This is a genomic window from Vallitalea sediminicola (assembly GCF_054408565.1).
On record NZ_BTPT01000094.1, the window covers coordinates 1 to 20,409 of the forward strand.

Genomic DNA, 20,409 nt, shown 5'->3' on the forward strand with positions numbered 1-20,409 from the left:
GTGTATCTCGAGATACACTTTCAGGGTTAATCTAACAAAATCTATAATAGTTTTTCAACAAATACTATATGATGCTTAATTCATTACTCATTATCAAAAACAGACATTAACCATTCTATACATAGTTTTATCCATGTAGCAACATGAGGATAATTATTCATACCTTCACTTCTTGTTTCTTCAGTTGCAAGAGATAAACCATGAGGTCCTTGAGGATATAGATGAAGTTCAAATGGAATATCATTTTTACGTAAAGCTTGAGCAAATAATAAACTGTTTTCCATAGGAACACCCTCATCTTCTACGGTATGCCATAAAAATGTTGGAGGAGTATTCTTGTTAACCTGATTCTCCAAAGACATTTCATACAATAATTCTTCACTTGGTTCTTTTCCTAATAGATTATCAAAAGAACCTCTATGAGCTAATTCCCCAGAAGTAATTACAGGATAATTAAGTATTAGGGCATTGGGATAATTTTGCCCTTTTATTATACCACTAGCATTATTTATATAATCTTTATCCCAATGTACTCCAAGACTTGCTACTAAATGACCTCCTGCTGAGAAACCGCATACTGCTATTTTATCAGTATGTATATTCCATTTTTCTGAATTCTCTCTTATTATACACATAGCTCTTGATACATCTAATAATGGTTGTGGATGTCTATTGGGCGCTACACTATAATGTAAAATAAAAGCATGAAACCCTGCCCCATTAAATTTTAATGCTATAGGTTCTGCTTCCCTTTCCGAAGTGAATGCATATCCTCCACCAGGACATATTAGAACAGTTCCTCTTTTCTTATTCCCATCTAAAATATATGTATCAAGAGTTGGTACGAAATCATTGTTCTTACTTTTGTATTCTTCTTTTTCCCATAGTTCCATAGTTTTATTTATCATGTAAGTAAGCTCCTTTAATGTTTATCCTAGTCATATATATCTTCACAATAATAAATTTTAATACATTATTTAAAATTATTATTATCATATATTATACCATTCAAAATAATACATTGGTACTATATTTTTACTATCACCTCTTCTTTGTATTTTGAGTGACTTGCAACTTATTTACTTTTATCATTTCTCAATCTGTTTTGAATCATTAATATGTAATCATCCAACTCCTTACTGATTTTTAATACTTCTTCCAATTTATTATTATGTCCATAATTGTTATTATCAAGAGTTTTACGTAAATTATTAAGTTTTTCTAGGTTGACTTTATTATTTGATCGATCCATCAATATCACCTCTTATACATTATTTTATATCTTTAGTAGAATTTTTGCAACTAAAGGCTATTATAAAATAAGCCTATAATAGATAAAATTCTATTATAGGCTTATAATATAAAAGAGGTGTTTGTTATGAATGAAGAAATCCTATCTGAAACAATAGGTCATCGTATAATGATTAGAAGAAAACAACTTGGATATACCCAAGAACAAGCCGCAGAAAAATCAAATCTAAGCCACCAATTTTTTTCAACTGTTGAAACAGGCAGAAAAAATCTTCGTGCTGAAAGTATAATAAAAGTAGCCAAAGCTTTAAATGTTAGTACAGATTATTTGTTGTTAGGTATTACTAATGAAAAAGATACTAATAATATATCCAAATCACTATCCAAACTAAATGGAAACGAACTTCACTGTTTGGAAGAGATCATTAAAAATTATATTAAAGCTTTAGGATATTAAAAAAGACCCTTAATTCTTAACACCAAGAATTAAGGGTAAAAACAAAATTTAATTTGTAAATTACTATGTTGAAACTATGTCTTTATTTATTGCTATATATTTTATATGGTAAATTTCTCAGAGAGTTTTTCCATAGTAATTGCAATATCCGCTAGTCTTTCACTAGACTTAGCTATTTCTTCCATTGATGCTGTTTGTTCTTCAACTGACGCATTCACTTCTTCTGTGGATGCTGCTGATTCTTGAATTATACCTGAAATTTCTTCAACAAAAGAAAATGACTTATCTTTATTTTCACTTATTTGGAGAAGTGCTTTGTTAAGTTCCTTGAATAAATCTATCACTGTTTTAGTTGAATTTTCAATTATATCATAAGTTGAAACAGTTTTATCTAAGTATCTATCTACATTACCAACAATCTCTCCTGCTTCATTCATGTTATTATTAGTAATTTCAATTTCATTAGTCATCTTATTAAGTATTTTTGAAATATCTTCAGTTGCTTCTTTCGTATCATCTGCTAACTTACTTATTTCTTCTGCAACAACAGCAAAACCTTTTCCTTCTTCACCTGCTCTAGCAGCTTCTATAGTTGCATTTAATGCTAATAGATTAGTTTGATTAGCAATATTAGAGATTGCTACTAAGATATTCTCTATTGATTTTGACTGATCTGCCAACTCAACAGTATTACTATTGACTTTATTGGTCACTTCAATATTTGATTCAAATTCTTTTTTCAATTTTTCTATTATTTTTCTACCTTTAATATTAACATCTTTTACTTGATTGGTTCCTGAATTAACTTCTTGAGCTAATTCTTGAGATTCAATTATAAGATTACCAAGTTGCGATAATTCCCTTACTACACTATCTGATTGTCTTGCTTGCATAGTTACTCCATCTGCTATAACTTCAACTGCTTTTGATATTTCTTCAGATGTAGCTGTATTTTCATTTATGGCATCAGATAATTTTATAGAAGAATCTTCAAGGTCCAAAGCATACTCTTGTATGTCTTTCATTATAGCTTTTACATTCTCAGTTATAACATTAAAAGCTCTAGCCAAATCACCAATTTCATCAGTTCTTTTTAAAAATTTATCTGGTACTTTTTTCGTCAAGTCTAATTTGGACATGGTTACAGCATGTTTAGTTGCTAGTATTATAGGTTTTGAAAATAGATTACCAATAAAATACACTAACCCTATAGCAATTATCAATGCTATGATAATCATACATATAAGATTTCTTCTAAGATTTATTACATCAGCCAGCAAATCACCTTTTAATGCTTTTACAGCTATACTCCAACCTGTTTCTCCTATAGGATGATATCCGCAGTAATATGTATTTCCTTCATATACATATTCATCCGTATCAGCTTCTCCTGATATCATATTCCCAATAACTTTAGCCAATTCTTTTGAATCATCTATCTCATCGTTTAATATATTTTCTTGTTTTAAAACTATATCCATATTGCTATGAGCTATTGTGTTTCCTTTTGCATCAACAATAAAAGCTCCTCCACTAGTATTGAGTATTATATCGTTTATGGAGTTACTAAGATATTGTGGTTTTACAAAACCAACAACAACTCCCTCTATTCCATTATTCTTAATTGGAGAAGCTACAAAAAATTCAACGCCTCCCATGATATCACTAAAAATCAAATCACTAAAATATGTATTCCCTTTCATTGCTTCTTTAAAATATGTCCTATCGTTAACACTTGCAGTTTTGCCATTAGTAAAATGTGCCATACCATTCTTATCTACAATAAACATTCCTGCAAATATCTTGTTTTTATCAACTTCATCACAAATAGCTTTTTTTTGTTCATTCCAATCAAATGATTTGATTACATTCCTATTAGCTATTCCATTCATTGTTGCTTTTGCTATACTGATCTCTGATTCTATATAGCTACTATACCCTCTAGCTAACTCAATTAATTCATTGTCTACTGTTTTATGTAGTGCGTTTATTGATGACACACATGCCATAATTCCCACACCGCCGCTTATCACAATTATAATTATAGTGAAATAAGCCATTAATTTGAATTTAATACTTTTAAACATTTCGTTCCTCCTTTGTTGTATATTAAAAGTTATTTGAACCACCTTACATATCAAATATATTTTCATTAAATCACTTTATATTCTGTTAACAATATTGTATAATTGCAATATATAGATATAATAATATCAAATAAAAATATTAATGCACTACTTTATTTTTGTATAATGAGTAATTTCTTAAAAATATAAGCAAAATAACAACTACAAAGATTAAAATATAAACTATTTGGAGCAATTAACTTATTATACCATAAAAAAAGCAATCTATAAAGAGCAATTACTCTTAATGGATGCTTATTAAAATTCGAAATTTATCATATCCTATAAATATGGAAGGAGGTGCGTTTTATTAATGAATAATAAAATCGTTAATTTAAACCTTTTAGGAAAAAATATTAAACAATATAGATTAAAAAAAGAATTAACTCAAGAAAAGTTGGCTGGGTCGACAGGTCTTTCCATACAGTATATTGGAAACATCGAAAGAGGTAATACAACAGCTTCTTTAGAAACAATCATGAAAATCTGCTCAGTTCTAGAAATAACACCAAATCAATTATTAATTACATCATCTAGCCCTACATCAAATGCATTAACAGAACAAATCATAGGCTCTTTATCAGATAAATCGCCTGAATTTCTTAACCACATCATTGCATACATTGAATTTCTACAACAATGTAAATCTTTTTAAGTGTCATTACATCCCCTAAATAAGTAATTCTCATAAATCCATATTTAGGGGATAAAACTTATTATAAAGATAATTCTCCATCCACAACTCGTTTTACTAATTCTTCTACTTTTATCTTTATTAGATCTCTTGTATTTCTAAAATCCTCTAGTCCACCACCTGATGGATCATCAAGACCCCAATCTTCTGTATGTTTATTAGGTAAATAAGGGCATGTAACATTACATCCCATTTTAATCAAAATATCTATATCATTTGGAATATCACAAAGCAATTTTGGTTTATGAGAACTCATATCTACTCCAACTTCCTCCATGACTTGCACAGCCTTTGGTTTTACCTCTGAATAATTTTCTGTTCCTGCTGAGTAAACATCAAACACTTCATTCGCTAATTCTTTAGCCCATCCTTCCGCCATCTGGCTTCTACATGAATTATGAACACATACAAATGCAACTTTATATTTCATCTTAGTTACCTCCATATTATTATATTTGAATATATTCATATAATATCATAATTTCATTATCAAACGAATATTTTTTTATCTATAATTAATTTTAATAATTTTTACAAACTTCATTGACAACAAACGATTCAAATGATATTATATGGTTAATTAGTTAACCAACTAACCATTTAGATAAAGCAGGTGATAATTATTAACATTAATCCAAATAGTAGTATACCCATCTTTTCGCAAATAGCAAAAATACTAGAAGATAATATTTTAGATGGGACTTATGAGGTTGATAAAGCTATTATATCTACCACACAATTATCCAAATTATTAAAGATCAACCCAGCAACAGCGATAAAAGGTGTCAACATTCTGACCGAACAAGGTATTATATATAAACGTCGGGGTATGGGAATGTATGTATCTAAGGAGGCCAAAAGTATAATTATGGAAAAGAGAAGAATATCACTACAAGCAGATACTTTGAAAAAATTAATTCAGGAATGTAAAAAACTTGACATTTCTAAAATTGATGTCATAAAAATGATTGAGGAGGATTGGAATGATTGAGTTCAATTATTTATCTAAAAAATACGGAAAAGCAAAAGCACTAGATAATATTAGTCTAGAAATTAAAGAAAATAAAATCTACTGTTTACTAGGAGAAAATGGAGCTGGGAAAACTACTTTTCTAAAAACCATCTCAGGACTAACTCAAGCAACAGAAGGTGAAATATTAGTTAATGGCTCTAAAGTGAATAAACTATATATGCCAGAGATTGTCTGTTTTGTAGAAGAAAGAGAGAACCATGTTAATCTGAAGATAAAAGATTTGATTAGCTTAGCAGCAGATTTCCAAGATGGTTTTGATACAGAATTTGCTGATGAAATGATAAAAAAATTCAACCTTGATCCAAATAAAAAGTTCAAAAAGCTTTCATTTGGTATGAGAACCATGGTAAATACTATTATCGGTCTTGCCAGTACTAATAAGATTGTATTATTTGATGAACCGGTACTCGGTTTTGATGTCATCATGAGAAACAAATTCTACTCTTTATTAGAAGAAAGTATTGCTAAACATCCCAAAATAATTATCGTATCTACTCATCTTATTGATGAAATAGCTAAGATTGCAGAAGAGATAATTATTATAAATCAAGGTAAATTATTATTGAGAACAGATATTATTGATTTGCAAGATAAATGCTATAGTGTAACAGGAATGGCTTCAGATGTTGATGAGGCTGTAAAAGGTAAAAATATTATTAATGTACATGAAATAGGAAAGTTCAAGACAGTAAATATCTATGATACCAGAATAAAAGAAACTGAGAAAATACAAATAAGTAATGAAGGTTTACAAGATTTCTTTGCTAATTTAATAGGAGGTGAAATCAATGACTAAAGCTACAAAAGTTGCTAAATTCAATTTTAAATATGCATGTAAACAGACATATATAATTACCATAATTGTAGTCCTAACAACTATTATTGATTTAATAATTGAAAATCTGATTGGTAGTCAAAGTGATAATCTCTCCATGGGAAATTTATTTGCTCTTATTAATATTCTAGCTCCTGTTTTTATTATTTTGAAATATTACAAAAAACTAATTAACATTGGTGCTAAAAAACTTGATTTCTTTAAAGGCTGTATAATTAATTATGTGGTTCTAGCCGTATTTGTTGCAATTATCAACATTTTATTTTACTATATTCTTGAACCAGTGATTTGGGGTAAAAGTCTTGAAATATCTTATTTACCGGCATTTGGCTGGACTAACTCTGGTGTTTTTGCATGTTTTATATACCAAACTGGTTTTTACATATTATTAAGTATATTTATTCACACCCTTGTGTTATATCAAAATATGTGGATTGGCTGGGTAGCAGATGTTGTTTTGGTTGCAATCATTAGTGTATTCACTCCTATTGCTCCACTTAGACAGACATTAATTGTTTTTTTCAGAGCTACAACCCTTAATCCAAGTTTTATTTTACAATTTATTTGTGATATTCTTCTTGCTGGATTGCTGTACACATCGACTTTGTATCACATGAGCAAAAAATAATTTCGCTATATATGATTCATTTACGATAATATGTATCCATCAATGTAATAAGGGCTGTAGGATAATTCCACCAGCCCTTTTTCTTAATTAATTATCAAATTCTATTTTATTAATCAGTTATATCAATTACAAAATCTACCCATCCATTAGATGATATAGTTATAGTGAATTCTTTTTCTGTTTCATTCCATTCTTCCGTAATATCACTATATTGTTTTGATCCATCAGCATTAGTCATTCCTTCAATAACTCTAATAGTTGGTCTACTGTTCATCCCTGATAATACTAACTTACTTGTTCTATACCTATCATCTTGTCTAACATTATCTGGGATATATTCATTAAGGAGATAATCATCCATCTCTGTATCATGATCAGAATCCCAATGATCCGTTTCACCAGGTCCGCTTACAATATAATTCTCCCATATATCATTCTTATCTACTAAAAAGTTATTATGATTAACGTTAATATGTAATAAATCAGTAGTATCTATTACAAAGTATGAATAAGGAGAAACTTCTATCTCTGCATCATATGCGTTTTGTACATTGAATGATGCATTTTGTTTAGAATCCAGCTCATTGTCTTTTCTACTGTCAATATTCCAATTGTTATTATATGCATAAAAAATATTGTTTAGATTAGAAACATATGCATCACCTGTATAGAATTCAGAGTATCTGCTATTGAAATAATCAATTATTCCTGTACCATTTCTTAGAGTATCAACTACATAATCATAATCAATGACATCATCAAACTTGTTGAAAATCTCACTACTTGCTAGCTTAGGAATAGTAGGCATTGTTCCATATCTACCAGTTTTATATGTTAACATAGTAGTATAATTATATCCATTATAATTATCATCACCATATAAGAAATCAAGAGGATTCAAATTAATAGAAGTTAAACTTCTTAGTGAATCATTTCCTGCGAAATACGCAACTTTTGTTTTTTGAATAATTTCTTCCCTAGTTGGAATAGGATAATCCACCATATACTCCATTGCTTTTGCTATAGCATCTGTGAAAGTAGGTGTGAACTGATCCTTAACACTTGTTGAATAATAAGGATGTTCAAATGTAAAGACAGTACCTCCTACTCTAGCCTGTTGAATCATACGCATTGGATATAGTAATTCAGGGAATGTAACTGGTGAACGACATTCTTCGACACCACCCATAACTGAGAATGTTTCATCTCCATATAATGGTCCAAATCCTTCAATAAACCACATCCATGAATCAATAAGGGAACCCCAATTACCGGCTGCATCTGCTAACCATACTCCTTGTACAACACTTTCATCTGAATTATAATCATCTGGGTCCCATGCTGAAGTAGTCTTGGCTATTAATACAAAATTATCTTTATTTTCTAATAGGGTATTATATAAGGTTTCATTATTAATTACGCTCTGAATATAGTCATTGTTATCATTCATATCTGAATAAATCACATAGCCACCATTAAGTGCTGCCGCTTCAAGCTGTTTTGCCATATATAATGAACGAGCTTCTCTTTCCCAACTGCTTGTCGCATTATGATTTTCCGAGAAAAATACTCCCATCATATTAGGATATTCTTCATACATTCTATTAGTCCATTCAATTGAAGGAGGTTCATAAACACCACCACCGGATGTCCCAGAATTAGAGACCATGATGAAAAATGGAATGTCATCTGTTAAGTCATTTGGTGTATTCATAAGTGTTTTGGTAAAAGTTTCTTCATACCAGTTAAGTGTTTCTTGATTAGCCTTAACATTACCAGATGCATGAATAATTATTCCTTGATTATCTCTTAAGTCTTCTCTTAATGAATTTCCATTAGGGTCTTCATTAATTATGGAATTCCAAAAACCTTGAATACTATTACCACCTTGTAGTGGGCCATTTAACCCTTCTGCATTAGATATCACTCTATATAAGTGATGTAAAAACAAAGGATTTTCATTGTTAATAGTCATTCTAAGATCCTCAGGTTTCACTGGACCTTGATATGATTTACCAAGTTCATTAATCATACTATCAATATCATTTTCACAATACCCGATTCTCCATCCATCAGTATTATTACCTGTCCCTGCTGAGTACCATACTTTCATAATATTGTTTTCCACTATAAAAGAGGCTCTGTATATGAAATCACTGTCCCAACTGCCAGATTTAACAGTAAGCAAAGGGGTTTCATAATTGGTCCAAATAATACCATCTGTGGATTTTGCAAAAAACAATTTAGTATGTGCAGAGGTTCCTCCATCTTGATACGCTGGAAATACTGCATGATACTCATCTTTTTCAGCTATGTATTCTACATCTATATGCCATGGTTGATAACCTCTTTGTACAAAAGTTCCTTCCAATGATTGAGGCTCTGACCAATTAATCCCGTCAGTTGATGTTCTGTAATCTACATGATTAGTCTGATTACAGTATCCTGTATCTCTTGTATCAACACACCACATATACCACTCATTATTTGATCTTTTAACTATTGATGGAGATAATACATCATAACGCATTTCAGATACTACCACTGTTTCTGGTATTGTTATATTAAAACCGTCCATGGATTTACTAACCCTTATCAATTTAATTTCTGATGGTATAAAACCTGATGTTCCATATGGTTTATCATCTTTTGAACGAACATAGTATACAAAAAGCGAATCAGAATCATCATCATAGATTAGATCCACATCACAGTTATGATAAGGTAAAGGTTCTTCTTCTATACCTGTTAGAGGATTATTAATATCTTCTGGAACTACCCAATTAAGTCCATCATTTGAAGCTACAATACATGGATTTTCAAATTGTGAATTACCTGTCTGGTTAGGGGTTACTGCCATCCAATATAAATATCCATTCCAAGGACTACCAAATTTAATTATATCAGGGTGTGTAACCTCTCCTTCATTCTTGCCCTCAGCTGTAAACGTAGGAATATCTAAATAGTTATCAGCATTATATAATGGTTGTGCAGGAGACTGATCTTTTCCATACGCTTCTATTTCCACACAATGTAATCCATAAGGCCAAGTTTGACCACCTATGTTAGGTATATTATTATAATCATAATTATGACCCGATTTCCCACTTGAATAAACTCTTATGTATTTAACTGTTCTAGGTTCAATAATAAATTCTTTTCCATTTAATGATTCAACATAATCATTTTCAGTTCCATTTCCATAACCATATATATTGTTTTCATCAGCATTAAATACTACGTCTTGTTCGTTAAAAATTGTATCTTCAGATGCTAATATTACTGTATCATGATATCTTAAGTCATGACCCCAATACCTATATAACCTAATTTTTTCAATAACAGCAGGATTATCTAACTCTAATTCAAGATAATACTTATCACGATCTACTACATTTGGTGGTAATTGTTCTCCATCCGAAGTTGCTGGTGAAGATGTACTCCCTAATTCTGCATAATCTTCGAAGGAAGTAACTTGATTAGAATCAACAATTATACCATTATTAGCCATACTTGCCGGTCTATCAGTATTTTTATCACCTCCATGAAGAGTGACATTACCATCAAGAGCATAGTTTTTCCAAACTGTCATGTTTTGTACTTCCAATATATTGTAATCATTAGCTGCAAAAACATTGAGATTAAAACAAATAAATATAACTCCATAAAGTATACAGATTAGTTTTCCTAATATTTTTTTCACGTTGACTTCTCCTTATAATATATTGAAATTCCCATATAACTTTTTTAGCTAAAAAGATATTATATATTTAATTTCTTCTACAATATACCATATATAATTACTTAATCAAATATACTTATTTAACATTTTATTGATTTTAGTTTACTATTTTAAATTTAATCCAATAATTAATTGTAATTTCTTTATATTTTGAAATATATAGTAAATTTTTCGCAACAATTTTATATATATTTATTGATTAGTTACCCTATTTATTTCTTGTACAAATTCTTCTACAGATATATTATCCTCTATTACATCTTTTAGATTATTGCTTATAACTTTTAGGACTTTTATATTCCACAAAGTCTCAATAGACTGCAACTTGATAACTGCATTATTAGAAACTTGCATTGCCTTACCAAGTAAAGGTGCCTTGCTTTGTAATATATCCGTATCTATATTAGGATTTTGGGATGCCTGTTTAGTTTCAAGAGCTATTCTAAGCTGTGTGTCTTCACTCATCATATATTTTATAAAACCAACACAAGCATCTATTTTATCTTTACTCTGATCATTACTGACTACATATCCAGAAGAAGCAGAAACAAATGAAATAGTGTTACCATCATATCCTGGAAAAGTGGCATATCTTATATTATCTTTGATTTTACAGTCTTCTAACTGTATACTGTCCCACACCCCATTAATATATATTGCACTATTACCCATTTCAAAATTATATCTTGAATCATTAATATTACCAGTAAGTATACCTATGTTTAATTCTTTCAGCTTTTTGATGTCTATAATACTATTTACAAATGGTTCTACATTAAAATTGCTTGGATGAATGACATTCATGAAATCAGTTCCATAGGAATCATATCCTGCAACTCTAGCTCCTAGAAATGTACCGACAGAGAAATGATCATTCAATTCAAATAGTTCAATGTCTGTGTTATTTTCTTTGTTATAATCCTTTATTTTATCACAAGCGTCCCAAAATTCTTCCCAAGTCTTAGGAACTACAACTTCACCGTTAACAGTATCATTATCTGTAATCTTAGCTTTCCTGAATATTTCTTCATTATACCAATACCCGATTATCTCTAATACATCCGGTATTGTATATATTTTTCCATCTTCAGCCCACATATTAAGTATCTGAGGATGAATATTATTTCTTAGCTCTTCATCATTATTAATATAAGGCATCAAATCTAATGCTTTATTTTTTTTCTTAGCATAAGTTAAAAAACTGGAAATACCACTTGTAAAAATAATATCAGGCATCTTGTCAACCGCTAACATGTCATTAGCCTTTTCAACTATAATATCTGAATAAGGACAAGAATTAACAACAAATCTGATTTCTTCATTTTCTTTCTCGAAATCATTGAAAATATTTCTCATTGCAACATGATCTTTGCCGACTCCATCCCATCCATGCATTAATAAAATCGCTGTTTTATTTTTATCTTCAATTTTATTACTACATCCTGATGTGGATATTATGATTATCAATATGAATATTAATAATTTTTTCATATTCAGAAAGCCCCCAATTAAAGATTTAAGTAATAATTCAAGTTATTTATTGAATTTTAATTTATATTCTTTTGGTGAACATTTTGTATATCTTTTAAAAAAATGGGAAAAATATGTTGGATCTTCAATACCTATTGCATTAGCGACTTCATATATTCTCATATCTGTTTTTTCAAGACATTCTTTTGCCTTCTCTATCCGTTTTGTATTTATTATATTTAGTATTGTATTTCCTGTTTTTTCTCTGTATAGTCTGCTTAGATAACTATTACTTACATTAAGCATCTTAGCAATTTCATTAAGTGATATGTCACGACAGTAATTATCATCAATATATTTATTGCAATCCATAATGATTATATCTGTATTTCTTCTGTATGAATCTATGTATTTAGCCGTAGACGATACAATGTTTTCAAGCAACTTACAATACTTATCAAAGAACTTACAATTTATCAATAAACCGTAATATTCTACAGTATTCTTAGTTACTTCCATTAGAGTAACATCATGTTCTGCTAGAAAAGCACTGCATTTATTCTCTACTAATAATCCGCTACTTTTTATTTGTTTTTCAGAAAAATCAATGTTCATCTGTAATTCAAACAATTCTTGTAGTAATTTTATAGCTTCATCTACATTGCCTTTCTGCACTTGGTGACATAATGAATCTAGTAATTTATCATTTTCTTTTATTAATGAATAATCAACTTGTTTTATATCAGTTATGTAAAAATATAATTTGTTATCTTTATCTAAGAATCCCTGGGATAGTGCATTATTGGCTTGTTCATAGGTCTCTTTTATATTCTTTATATGGGTAGATATTTTACTTACACCTATCTTAAGGTTGACTTTCATAAAACTTGTTACTATGTTAAGTATTTCATAACATGTTCTTTTTATTTTATGAAAATATGTATCTTTATTAAGGTCATACACAATTATTACAAATGTATTTTTGTTAAAGTTAATTATATAGTTTTTCTGTTTATCAAATCCCATAGAAAAAAAATTGTACAGACTCATATTGATGTCTTTTGGTGATTTATTATAATAAGTTTCATCGAACTCAAAAACTACATTAAGTACTATATATTCTCCAAAATTCAATTGTAAATCAGTAATGGTTCTTGTTATTTCATCTTCTTCATATATTGATTCATCAATCATAGACTTGATGAATTTTTCCTTTGAAGTTAATGTATCGACCACATTATCCTTATTAATTATTTCCTTTGCTTTTTCCACAGCCTTTATTATATTGTCTACTGAACCAGTTTTTATCACATAATCTACAACATCGTACTTAATCGCTGATTTAGCATATGAGAAATCAGCATATGCAGTAAATAGTATGACTTTTATGGTCAATTTATTTTCATATATGTACTTGGAGATTTCAACACCGTCTCTACCAGGCATTTTAATATCAGATATTATTATATCTGGTTTGTATCTATTAATACTATTAAATAAATCATTCCCATCAACTGCTTCGTAGATTAATTTACAGTCTAGTTTATCCCAATTTATAAGACTAACCAGTGCCATACGCACCATTGGTTCATCATCCGCAATAATTACCTTAAACACATTCATCTCCCCTATCAAATGGTATCTTAATATTTACAGTTGTACCTTCCTTATTAGTAACTATCTCAATACCGTAATCTTCACCATAGAAATATTTGATTATTGCATGTGTATTATTGATTCCGATTCCATTATGCTTTTTATCACTTGATTCCATAGTGATAGGAGGAATTATTACACCATCACTATTATCAAAACCATTACCATCATCATTAACCTCAATTATAATATCTTTCTCCATAGAAGTAATGTTCACTTCTACTTTTCCACTATGAATTTTCTTTTCTATTCCATGTATTACAGCATTTTCAACCATAACTTGAATAGCTAATTTAGGTATGTAATAATTTAATAATTCTTCATCATCATAATTAATGCTATATTTCAATTTATCACCATATCTGCTTTTCTGTAGATATAGATAGTAATTAATATATGATAATTCTTCTTCTATAGTTATTTTGTCTTCATTTTTACGATTAATGGTTGCCTGTGATAGATTAGCAAAAGAATTAATCATTTTGTATATTTCTATGTTTCCATCTATTTGTGCCTTAAATGCAATCGTGTTCAAGACATTAAACATAAAATGTGGATTCATCTGAGATTGTAAGAATTTAAAATCTTTCTCCATAATCAATAATTTTTTTTGGTATACATCTTTTATTAGATAATTAATCTTTTGTGTCATTTTATTGAATACCAAACTTATCTCAGAAAATTCAAGACTATTATATTCTGGTAATTTCTCCTCAAAATTTCCTTCTCCAACATTTCTTATCTTATCTGTTACTGTCTTGAGGGGTTTTGTAAGATGGTAAATTGCAAGAGAAACTATGATAATTAATATAATTGATATAATTGCTAGTACAATTATTGGAATTCTTATAGACTCTATCATTAATTTGTGAATAATATTTTTAGGAACGCCACCTATACAATTAAGCCCCATACTAAGCTTATCAGAATACATGATATAAGGTGTAGTGTTAATTTCTTCTATGTAAGTATGCTCATCTATAATTCTTGAATCTAATAAGTCATACTGGTATTTTTGAAAATCGTTACTGGATGCTGTAACAATATTATCGTACTTATCAGTAACACACCAGACCGAATCATCATATATATCCATCTCAGTCATTACTTCTTCTACAGAACTTATATTTATGGAAAAAAATACAGTTCCTATGTTATCCATATATTCAGAGTATACTGTAAAAGCAATTATGTAATGCTTATCATCCCGAAAAAATTGAACATCTTGGTTATTTCCCATGAATTCATCATAAATGCTTTGATACTCATGATCTATTTCAAAAATATCCTGCTTTATTTTATCGTAATATAAATCTTTGTAGAAATTTCCTTCTCGATCAAATAAATAAACCAATTCTACAAATGGTTTTCTCATGTTATTATTCTGATTAGAATATATGTTAACACACTGTTTAAGGTTATCTACTATACTATCATATTGAGTATCTATATTTGTTTCCTCAGTCACATCATATAGATATTCCGATATTACTTTATTATCTCTTATTTTCTGGAGCATATCTTCTACTAATATAGTTTTGTTTCCAAGTTCATCAGTTGTCTTTTTCAAGAAATACTCTATGTCGTTAACAATATATTTAGAAAGAGTATTATAGGTTGAAATGTAAAAGATTATTATACAAAAAAACACAGAAAAAATAATTGCTGTAGTTGTGAATGTAACAATCTTTTTTCTTAAACTTGTTTTTCTATTTTTATATTTTTTCATTTCATCACCTATTATACTACATTTTTCCATATTTTTTGATATATATTATATACTTCATTCAGTTTCAATGCAAACTTATGAGTATATTTAATTATTGCAACCTCTGTACATTGCAACAATTGTTTGACTATAAATCTATTTCGATTACTGTATCTACTGATGGTTCAAAAGTAAACGTCATCCATTCAGGTTCCCCATAATTAAGGAACAGATCATTTGAGAATTCTTTCGCTACCCAAGGAGTCATTGCTATCATTTCAAATCCATCTAATATCCTTCTTGCTTTTTTGACTCTATCTTTGTCTACACCTTCAAGGCATAGAGCACCGATAGGTTCTTCCATGATATGTGCATATAATTTATTACCTTTTTGAGTATATCTTCCCCACTCTGGTTTCGAAAATTCACTTTTTCCACATCCATATATACTCTCCGAATTTATTTTCATCCAGTTACCAACTTCTCGTAATATATCCTTCTGTTTTTTTGGGAAATCACCTTTTGCTGTTGGAGATAGATTAAGCAACAGATTTCCTCCTTTGCTTGTGCATTCAACTATTTTCTTAATAATCTGTGCTGAAGATTTGTACATTTGATCGTTAGGACAGTATGCCCAGTTATTATTAAGTGTAAAACATGCTTCCCAAGGTATTTCTCTTCCTGATTCAGTTGTAAGTCCCCTAGGAGGTATTATCATCTCAGGACATGCAAAATCTCCAGCATACTCAGAAGGGTCATCCGTCATTATTGATCCATAACTTTCTCCGCTTCCTTCAATACGTCCATTCAAAATTATATTAGGCTGATGAGATCTAACCATTTTTATCAATTCTTTACCTCTCCAGTCATCACCTATATGACCTTCATAAGAGAAATCAAACCACATAATATCTATTTTACCATAATCAGTTGCTAGTTCTTCTATTTGATTATGCATATAATCCAAATATTCATCAAATTCAGGTTTATCATTTTTACGTTTTTCATTAGCTCTATCTGGATGATACATATCTCCATAAGCTGGATAATCTGGATGATGCCAGTCTAATAAAGAATAATATAATCCTACCTTTAAGCCTTCTTTTCTAAATGCCTCAACATATTCTCTAACAATATCTCTTTTAAAAGGCGTATTAGTTACCTTGAAATCAGTATATTTACTGTCAAAGAGGCAGAATCCATCATGATGCTTGGCAGTTAAAACCGCATATTTCATACCTGCTTGTTTAGCCATTTTAGCCCATTTCTCAGCATCAAATCTTATAGGATTAAATTCTTCAAAATATTTTCTATAGTTATCAATAGATACTTGTTTGTCACTTGGATACCATTCACCTTTTCCATGAATAGAATATAATCCCCAGTGCATGAATAGACCAAACCTATCGTTAAGAAACCACTTTGTTCTTTTCGTTCTATCTTCTATTATTTTATTAATCATTATATCTCCTATCCTTTCACTGCTCCTGCTGTTAGACTCTTCACAAACATTTCTGAAGTTAAGCTGAATATGATTATAGTTGGTAATACAGCCACTATTATCGCAGAAAACATACCATTAAGATTCTGTGAGTAAGCCGTTTTGAATTGTCCTAGCAAAGCTGGTATTGTCATTTTTGATTTACTCTGTAATAGAATGCTTGCATAATAAAATTCATTCCAGTTATTTAGAAAAACTAGAATCCCTGCTGTAGATAGTCCAGGCTTAGCTATTGGAACAATTATGTTCATGAAAGTTTTTGTATAACTACATCCATCAATATATGCAGCTTCTTCCATTTCCTTAGGAATGGTCAGAAAATAGCTTCTTATTATAAAAAATGTTACCGCTATACCAAGTCCCGAATATATAAAAGTCAACCCCATTCTTGTATCATATAAGTTTAATTTATTAATTAATCTGTATATAGGAAAACTAATGGCTATTGAAGGAATAAATAAAGTAGAAGCAAACATAGCAGTAATTATTGATCGTCCCTTGAAATCAATTCTTGCTGATACGTAAGCTGCCATTGAAATGATTATTACACTTATTATAGTAGAACCAACAGTAATCAGTATACTATTAAGAAAATATGTACCGATATTTAATTTAGTAAAAATAGTAATATAACCATCAAAGACTAATTCATCTGGTAATCCAAGTCCTCCAGGTGTCTGTTTAAAAGAAGATATGAAAACCCACAGTATCGGATATATTGAGATGATTAATACTATAATAATTACCAGATAAGAAATTACTTTAGTAAGTGATGATAAATTACTTCTTTGTTTTATTTTTTCCATTGAATTTTGCACCTCTAATCATTATAAGATTTTCCTGTATTGAACACTTTGGTTATTAACCCTACCAATATCAATCCTAATATCAATTGAATGACACCTGCTGTATTAGCAAGAGCAAAATTAAGTTTACTGCTTCCAAGTGCGGTTCGTTCAATAAAAAAACTGATACTGTAAGTTGCCCTATCAGGTCCTCCAGCAGTTATTAGAGCTATCTCATTATATATTAAAAGACCGTAATTGGCTGCCAGAATAGATATAGTACCTATTGCATTTTTAACTAAAGGAAGCGTTATATATATGATAGTCTGTAACTGATTAGCTCCATCTATCTTAGCTGATTCAAATAATGGTTTTGGTATAGCAAATATCTGTGCTAATAAAAGCAATGCAGAAGTACCTGCGAATAATACAAAAGAAAATGATACACCCCAAAAAGCCATTTTTTCGTTAGCAAGAATATTAATATTACTACTTGGATTGAAGAATTTTACAATCTCAGTAATAGCGCCACGAGCAGGATCATACAGATTAAGAAAAATAAGTCCTATTGCCGCAGATGAAATAATATTTGGAATTATAAAAGCATTCCTTGTAAATTTCCAGCCTCTTGGTTTATTAGATAATACCAAAGCAACTATTATCGCTAATGGAACTTGTATAATTAAAGCTAATACCATCCATTTAAGCGAATTAAGAAGTGATGTCATAAAATAATAATCTTTGGTGAATAGTCTAATATAGTTATCAAACATATGTGAAAACCCTAAGAAAGTTGGATTGGTAATGTTTTTATAATTCCATTTCTGGAAAGAAGTAATAAATATGTTCACCAAAGGATAAGCATATATGATTCCGAATAATAGTACACTGGGCAATAAAAACAATATTATAAAAGCATATTTTTTATTTCTGGTTTTCATTGTTTTGTACTCTCTTTCTTATATTTTTATAATATTTTACTGTGAAGATAGTAAGAACTATCCTCACAGTAATTAATTATTCATCTAATAGTTTATTTAATTCAGATATTATATCTTCAGCAGTTTTTGAGCCACCTTTTAATCCTGCATACTTTCCGTCAATTGCATCTGATATATCTTGACCCCAGTCAACACCAAGTGATGCTATTTGATATTTTGAATTAGCTGCAAGCTCACAAGCAAAAGCTAAATTAGACACTACATAATTTTCTTGGCTCTCATGTTCAAGCGTCTTGTAATCAACCACTGTACTTGGTGGCATAGCCATTACTTTAGAGAAAATCTTATCCGCAACTTCTTTACTTGTCATATATTTTACGAATTTTATACAAGCATCAATTTTAGGCTTATCTTGATTTTTAGCTATAATGTAACCTGGTGATGCAGACATTATCGCTGCATTTTGATTGTCTTCATAAGTTGGGAAAACCGCTGGTTTGATGTAGTTTACATCTATAGTTACATTATCTCCTACGAAACTTCCTGATTCCCATACTCCATTAAATAACATAGCTGCTTTTCCAGTGAAAAAATCCTCTCTATACTTATCAGAATCTCCTGCAACAAAATATTCTGACGTTACTTGGTCAAGAGCATTTTCTTTTAGGAATGTAAGTGCTTGTTTGAAAGCTTGATTATTAAAATCTTTTACATTTTCAGCTAACATATCTCTTCCTTCTTGGCTTCCCATCATAAGACCTGTAAATAATATGTTAGTTGTCCATCCTTGTGATAATGTAAATGGAGTCTCAACTTGGTCAGATTCTACTAACTTATCTACTGCTTTCGCAAAATCATCCCATGTTTTCCATTTATCAGGTGTATCAGCTCCTGCTTTATTGAATAGGTCTTCATTGTACCAAAATCCCATAGTTTCTAATTGGTCACGTACTGTATATATTTTCCCATCCATATTATTTTGTTGGTAATTGATTCCAATACCTTTTTTGAATTCTTGATCTTCATCAATATATGGTTTGAGATCAACTATCAAATCAGCTTGTGATGCTGCCGGAATAACATTATATCCGCCTAAATCAACAATATCAGGTACTTTCCCCGCTGCTATTTCTTGAGTACATTTGTTATATACTCCTTCACCGCCTGATTCCATTGCTATTGGTTTGAATATAAATTCATCTTTATGAAGCTTAGCAAATTCATCATATATCTTTCTCATTTCTACTGCTGGCTGCCAATCATCTTGAAAATAGCCATGATAGAAAGTTATTTCTGGTAAGTCTTTTTCTGACTCCTGCTCTTTTTCTTTGCTTTCGTCTGTAGTACTTTGTTTTGATGAATCTTCTGTTTTTGATGTATTACTTGAGTCTTTAGAACAAGCTGTGAAACTTAATACTACACATATCGTTAGTACAACTGCTAATAATTTTTTAATATTTCTCATGTTCTTTCCTCCCAATTATCTTTTATTATCTACGTTAATAAGAATATCAATGATTGAGAGTATAGTTAATATAAAAAACTACTGGTTTATTGACTTTTAAGTCAGCAACCACCACTT

Annotated in this window: 17 protein-coding genes; 5 read left to right on the top strand and 12 right to left on the bottom strand. The window is 29.8% G+C overall.

Annotation, left to right across the window (positions count from 1 at the left end):
• Window positions 1-83 precede the first annotated feature (83 nt).
• Together ACX6CF_RS25205 and ACX6CF_RS25210 are read right to left on the bottom strand one after the other, a co-directional pair.
• Window positions 84-908, bottom strand: a complete 825-nt coding sequence (locus ACX6CF_RS25205) for an alpha/beta hydrolase (protein ID WP_458788147.1) — start codon at window positions 906-908, stop codon at window positions 84-86.
• A gap of 167 nt (window positions 909-1,075) precedes the next feature.
• The gene (locus ACX6CF_RS25210) at window positions 1,076-1,252 is read right to left on the bottom strand and encodes a hypothetical protein (RefSeq protein WP_458788148.1); all 177 of its coding nucleotides are present in this window, start codon (window positions 1,250-1,252) and stop codon (window positions 1,076-1,078) included.
• Window positions 1,253-1,378: 126 nt separating this feature from the next.
• Here ACX6CF_RS25210 and ACX6CF_RS25215 point away from each other — a divergent pair, with 126 nt between their 5' ends.
• Complete coding sequence (locus tag ACX6CF_RS25215; RefSeq protein WP_458788149.1) at window positions 1,379-1,708, top strand: helix-turn-helix domain-containing protein; 330 nt, start codon at window positions 1,379-1,381, stop codon at window positions 1,706-1,708.
• A gap of 101 nt (window positions 1,709-1,809) precedes the next feature.
• Here the strand turns inward: ACX6CF_RS25215 and ACX6CF_RS25220 are convergent, their stop codons facing one another.
• Window positions 1,810-3,795, bottom strand: coding sequence for a methyl-accepting chemotaxis protein (locus ACX6CF_RS25220; protein WP_458788150.1), 1,986 nt, complete (start codon window positions 3,793-3,795; stop codon window positions 1,810-1,812).
• A 352-nt stretch (window positions 3,796-4,147) separates the two neighbouring features.
• Between ACX6CF_RS25220 and ACX6CF_RS25225 the strand changes: the two genes are divergently transcribed.
• Window positions 4,148-4,489 (top strand): helix-turn-helix domain-containing protein, encoded by a 342-nt coding sequence (locus ACX6CF_RS25225; protein ID WP_458788151.1) that lies wholly within the window; start codon window positions 4,148-4,150, stop codon window positions 4,487-4,489.
• Between the two features lie 61 nt (window positions 4,490-4,550).
• Here ACX6CF_RS25225 and ACX6CF_RS25230 read toward each other — a convergent pair whose 3' ends face one another.
• Window positions 4,551-4,958, bottom strand: coding sequence for an arsenate reductase ArsC (locus ACX6CF_RS25230; RefSeq protein ID WP_458788152.1), 408 nt, complete (start codon window positions 4,956-4,958; stop codon window positions 4,551-4,553).
• A gap of 183 nt (window positions 4,959-5,141) precedes the next feature.
• On the opposite strand from ACX6CF_RS25230, the gene ACX6CF_RS25235 reads away from it, so the two are divergent.
• The 3 genes from ACX6CF_RS25235 to ACX6CF_RS25245 are packed head-to-tail and all read left to right on the top strand — an operon-like array spanning window position 5,142 to window position 7,024.
• Complete coding sequence (locus ACX6CF_RS25235) at window positions 5,142-5,519, top strand: GntR family transcriptional regulator (RefSeq protein ID WP_458788153.1); 378 nt, start codon at window positions 5,142-5,144, stop codon at window positions 5,517-5,519.
• A complete protein-coding gene (locus ACX6CF_RS25240; protein WP_458788154.1) occupies window positions 5,512-6,357 on the top strand; it encodes an ATP-binding cassette domain-containing protein in 846 nt (281 codons plus the stop codon). Before ACX6CF_RS25235 ends, ACX6CF_RS25240 begins: the two co-directional genes overlap by 8 nt.
• The gene (locus ACX6CF_RS25245; RefSeq protein ID WP_458788155.1) at window positions 6,350-7,024 is read left to right on the top strand and encodes a hypothetical protein; all 675 of its coding nucleotides are present in this window, start codon (window positions 6,350-6,352) and stop codon (window positions 7,022-7,024) included. The genes ACX6CF_RS25240 and ACX6CF_RS25245 overlap by 8 nt, the downstream gene beginning before the upstream one ends.
• A 109-nt stretch (window positions 7,025-7,133) precedes the next feature.
• Here the strand turns inward: ACX6CF_RS25245 and ACX6CF_RS25250 are convergent, their stop codons facing one another.
• The 8 genes from ACX6CF_RS25250 to ACX6CF_RS25285 all read right to left on the bottom strand — a co-directional run bounded on the left by ACX6CF_RS25250 (window position 7,134) and on the right by ACX6CF_RS25285 (window position 20,292).
• Complete coding sequence (locus ACX6CF_RS25250; RefSeq protein WP_458788156.1) at window positions 7,134-10,727, bottom strand: glycoside hydrolase family 98 domain-containing protein; 3,594 nt, start codon at window positions 10,725-10,727, stop codon at window positions 7,134-7,136.
• A gap of 231 nt (window positions 10,728-10,958) precedes the next feature.
• Window positions 10,959-12,257 (bottom strand): ABC transporter substrate-binding protein, encoded by a 1,299-nt coding sequence (locus ACX6CF_RS25255; RefSeq protein WP_458788157.1) that lies wholly within the window; start codon window positions 12,255-12,257, stop codon window positions 10,959-10,961.
• Between the two features lie 42 nt (window positions 12,258-12,299).
• Window positions 12,300-13,853, bottom strand: a complete 1,554-nt coding sequence (locus ACX6CF_RS25260; RefSeq protein WP_458788158.1) for a response regulator — start codon at window positions 13,851-13,853, stop codon at window positions 12,300-12,302.
• Window positions 13,846-15,621, bottom strand: a complete 1,776-nt coding sequence (locus ACX6CF_RS25265; protein ID WP_458788159.1) for a sensor histidine kinase — start codon at window positions 15,619-15,621, stop codon at window positions 13,846-13,848. The genes ACX6CF_RS25260 and ACX6CF_RS25265 overlap by 8 nt, the downstream gene beginning before the upstream one ends.
• A gap of 127 nt (window positions 15,622-15,748) precedes the next feature.
• Window positions 15,749-17,059 (bottom strand): alpha-L-fucosidase, encoded by a 1,311-nt coding sequence (locus ACX6CF_RS25270; RefSeq protein ID WP_458788163.1) that lies wholly within the window; start codon window positions 17,057-17,059, stop codon window positions 15,749-15,751.
• A gap of 11 nt (window positions 17,060-17,070) precedes the next feature.
• Entirely contained in the window at window positions 17,071-17,907 is an 837-nt protein-coding gene (locus ACX6CF_RS25275) for a carbohydrate ABC transporter permease (RefSeq protein ID WP_458788160.1), read from the bottom strand.
• A gap of 14 nt (window positions 17,908-17,921) precedes the next feature.
• The gene (locus ACX6CF_RS25280; RefSeq protein WP_458788161.1) at window positions 17,922-18,827 is read right to left on the bottom strand and encodes a carbohydrate ABC transporter permease; all 906 of its coding nucleotides are present in this window, start codon (window positions 18,825-18,827) and stop codon (window positions 17,922-17,924) included.
• A gap of 76 nt (window positions 18,828-18,903) precedes the next feature.
• On the bottom strand, window positions 18,904-20,292 hold the full coding sequence (locus ACX6CF_RS25285; RefSeq protein ID WP_458788162.1) for an ABC transporter substrate-binding protein: 1,389 nt from the start codon (window positions 20,290-20,292) through the stop codon (window positions 18,904-18,906).
• Between the last annotated feature and the right edge of the window lie 117 nt (window positions 20,293-20,409).

Bases quoted from the DNA above. Each gene is read 5' to 3' on its own strand.
- ACX6CF_RS25275 (WP_458788160.1), bottom strand. From the start codon at position 17,907: ATGGAAAAAATAAAACAAAGAAGTAATTTATCATCACTTACTAAAGTA.
- ACX6CF_RS25280 (WP_458788161.1), bottom strand. From the start codon at position 18,827: ATGAAAACCAGAAATAAAAAATATGCTTTTATAATATTGTTTTTATTG.
- ACX6CF_RS25210 (WP_458788148.1), bottom strand. From the start codon at position 1,252: ATGGATCGATCAAATAATAAAGTCAACCTAGAAAAACTTAATAATTTA.
- ACX6CF_RS25265 (WP_458788159.1), bottom strand. From the start codon at position 15,621: ATGAAAAAATATAAAAATAGAAAAACAAGTTTAAGAAAAAAGATTGTT.
- ACX6CF_RS25220 (WP_458788150.1), bottom strand. From the start codon at position 3,795: ATGTTTAAAAGTATTAAATTCAAATTAATGGCTTATTTCACTATAATT.
- ACX6CF_RS25255 (WP_458788157.1), bottom strand. From the start codon at position 12,257: ATGAAAAAATTATTAATATTCATATTGATAATCATAATATCCACATCA.
- ACX6CF_RS25225 (WP_458788151.1), top strand. From the start codon at position 4,148: ATGAATAATAAAATCGTTAATTTAAACCTTTTAGGAAAAAATATTAAA.
- ACX6CF_RS25245 (WP_458788155.1), top strand. From the start codon at position 6,350: ATGACTAAAGCTACAAAAGTTGCTAAATTCAATTTTAAATATGCATGT.
- ACX6CF_RS25285 (WP_458788162.1), bottom strand. From the start codon at position 20,292: ATGAGAAATATTAAAAAATTATTAGCAGTTGTACTAACGATATGTGTA.
- ACX6CF_RS25240 (WP_458788154.1), top strand. From the start codon at position 5,512: ATGATTGAGTTCAATTATTTATCTAAAAAATACGGAAAAGCAAAAGCA.
- ACX6CF_RS25230 (WP_458788152.1), bottom strand. From the start codon at position 4,958: ATGAAATATAAAGTTGCATTTGTATGTGTTCATAATTCATGTAGAAGC.
- ACX6CF_RS25205 (WP_458788147.1), bottom strand. From the start codon at position 908: ATGATAAATAAAACTATGGAACTATGGGAAAAAGAAGAATACAAAAGT.
- ACX6CF_RS25215 (WP_458788149.1), top strand. From the start codon at position 1,379: ATGAATGAAGAAATCCTATCTGAAACAATAGGTCATCGTATAATGATT.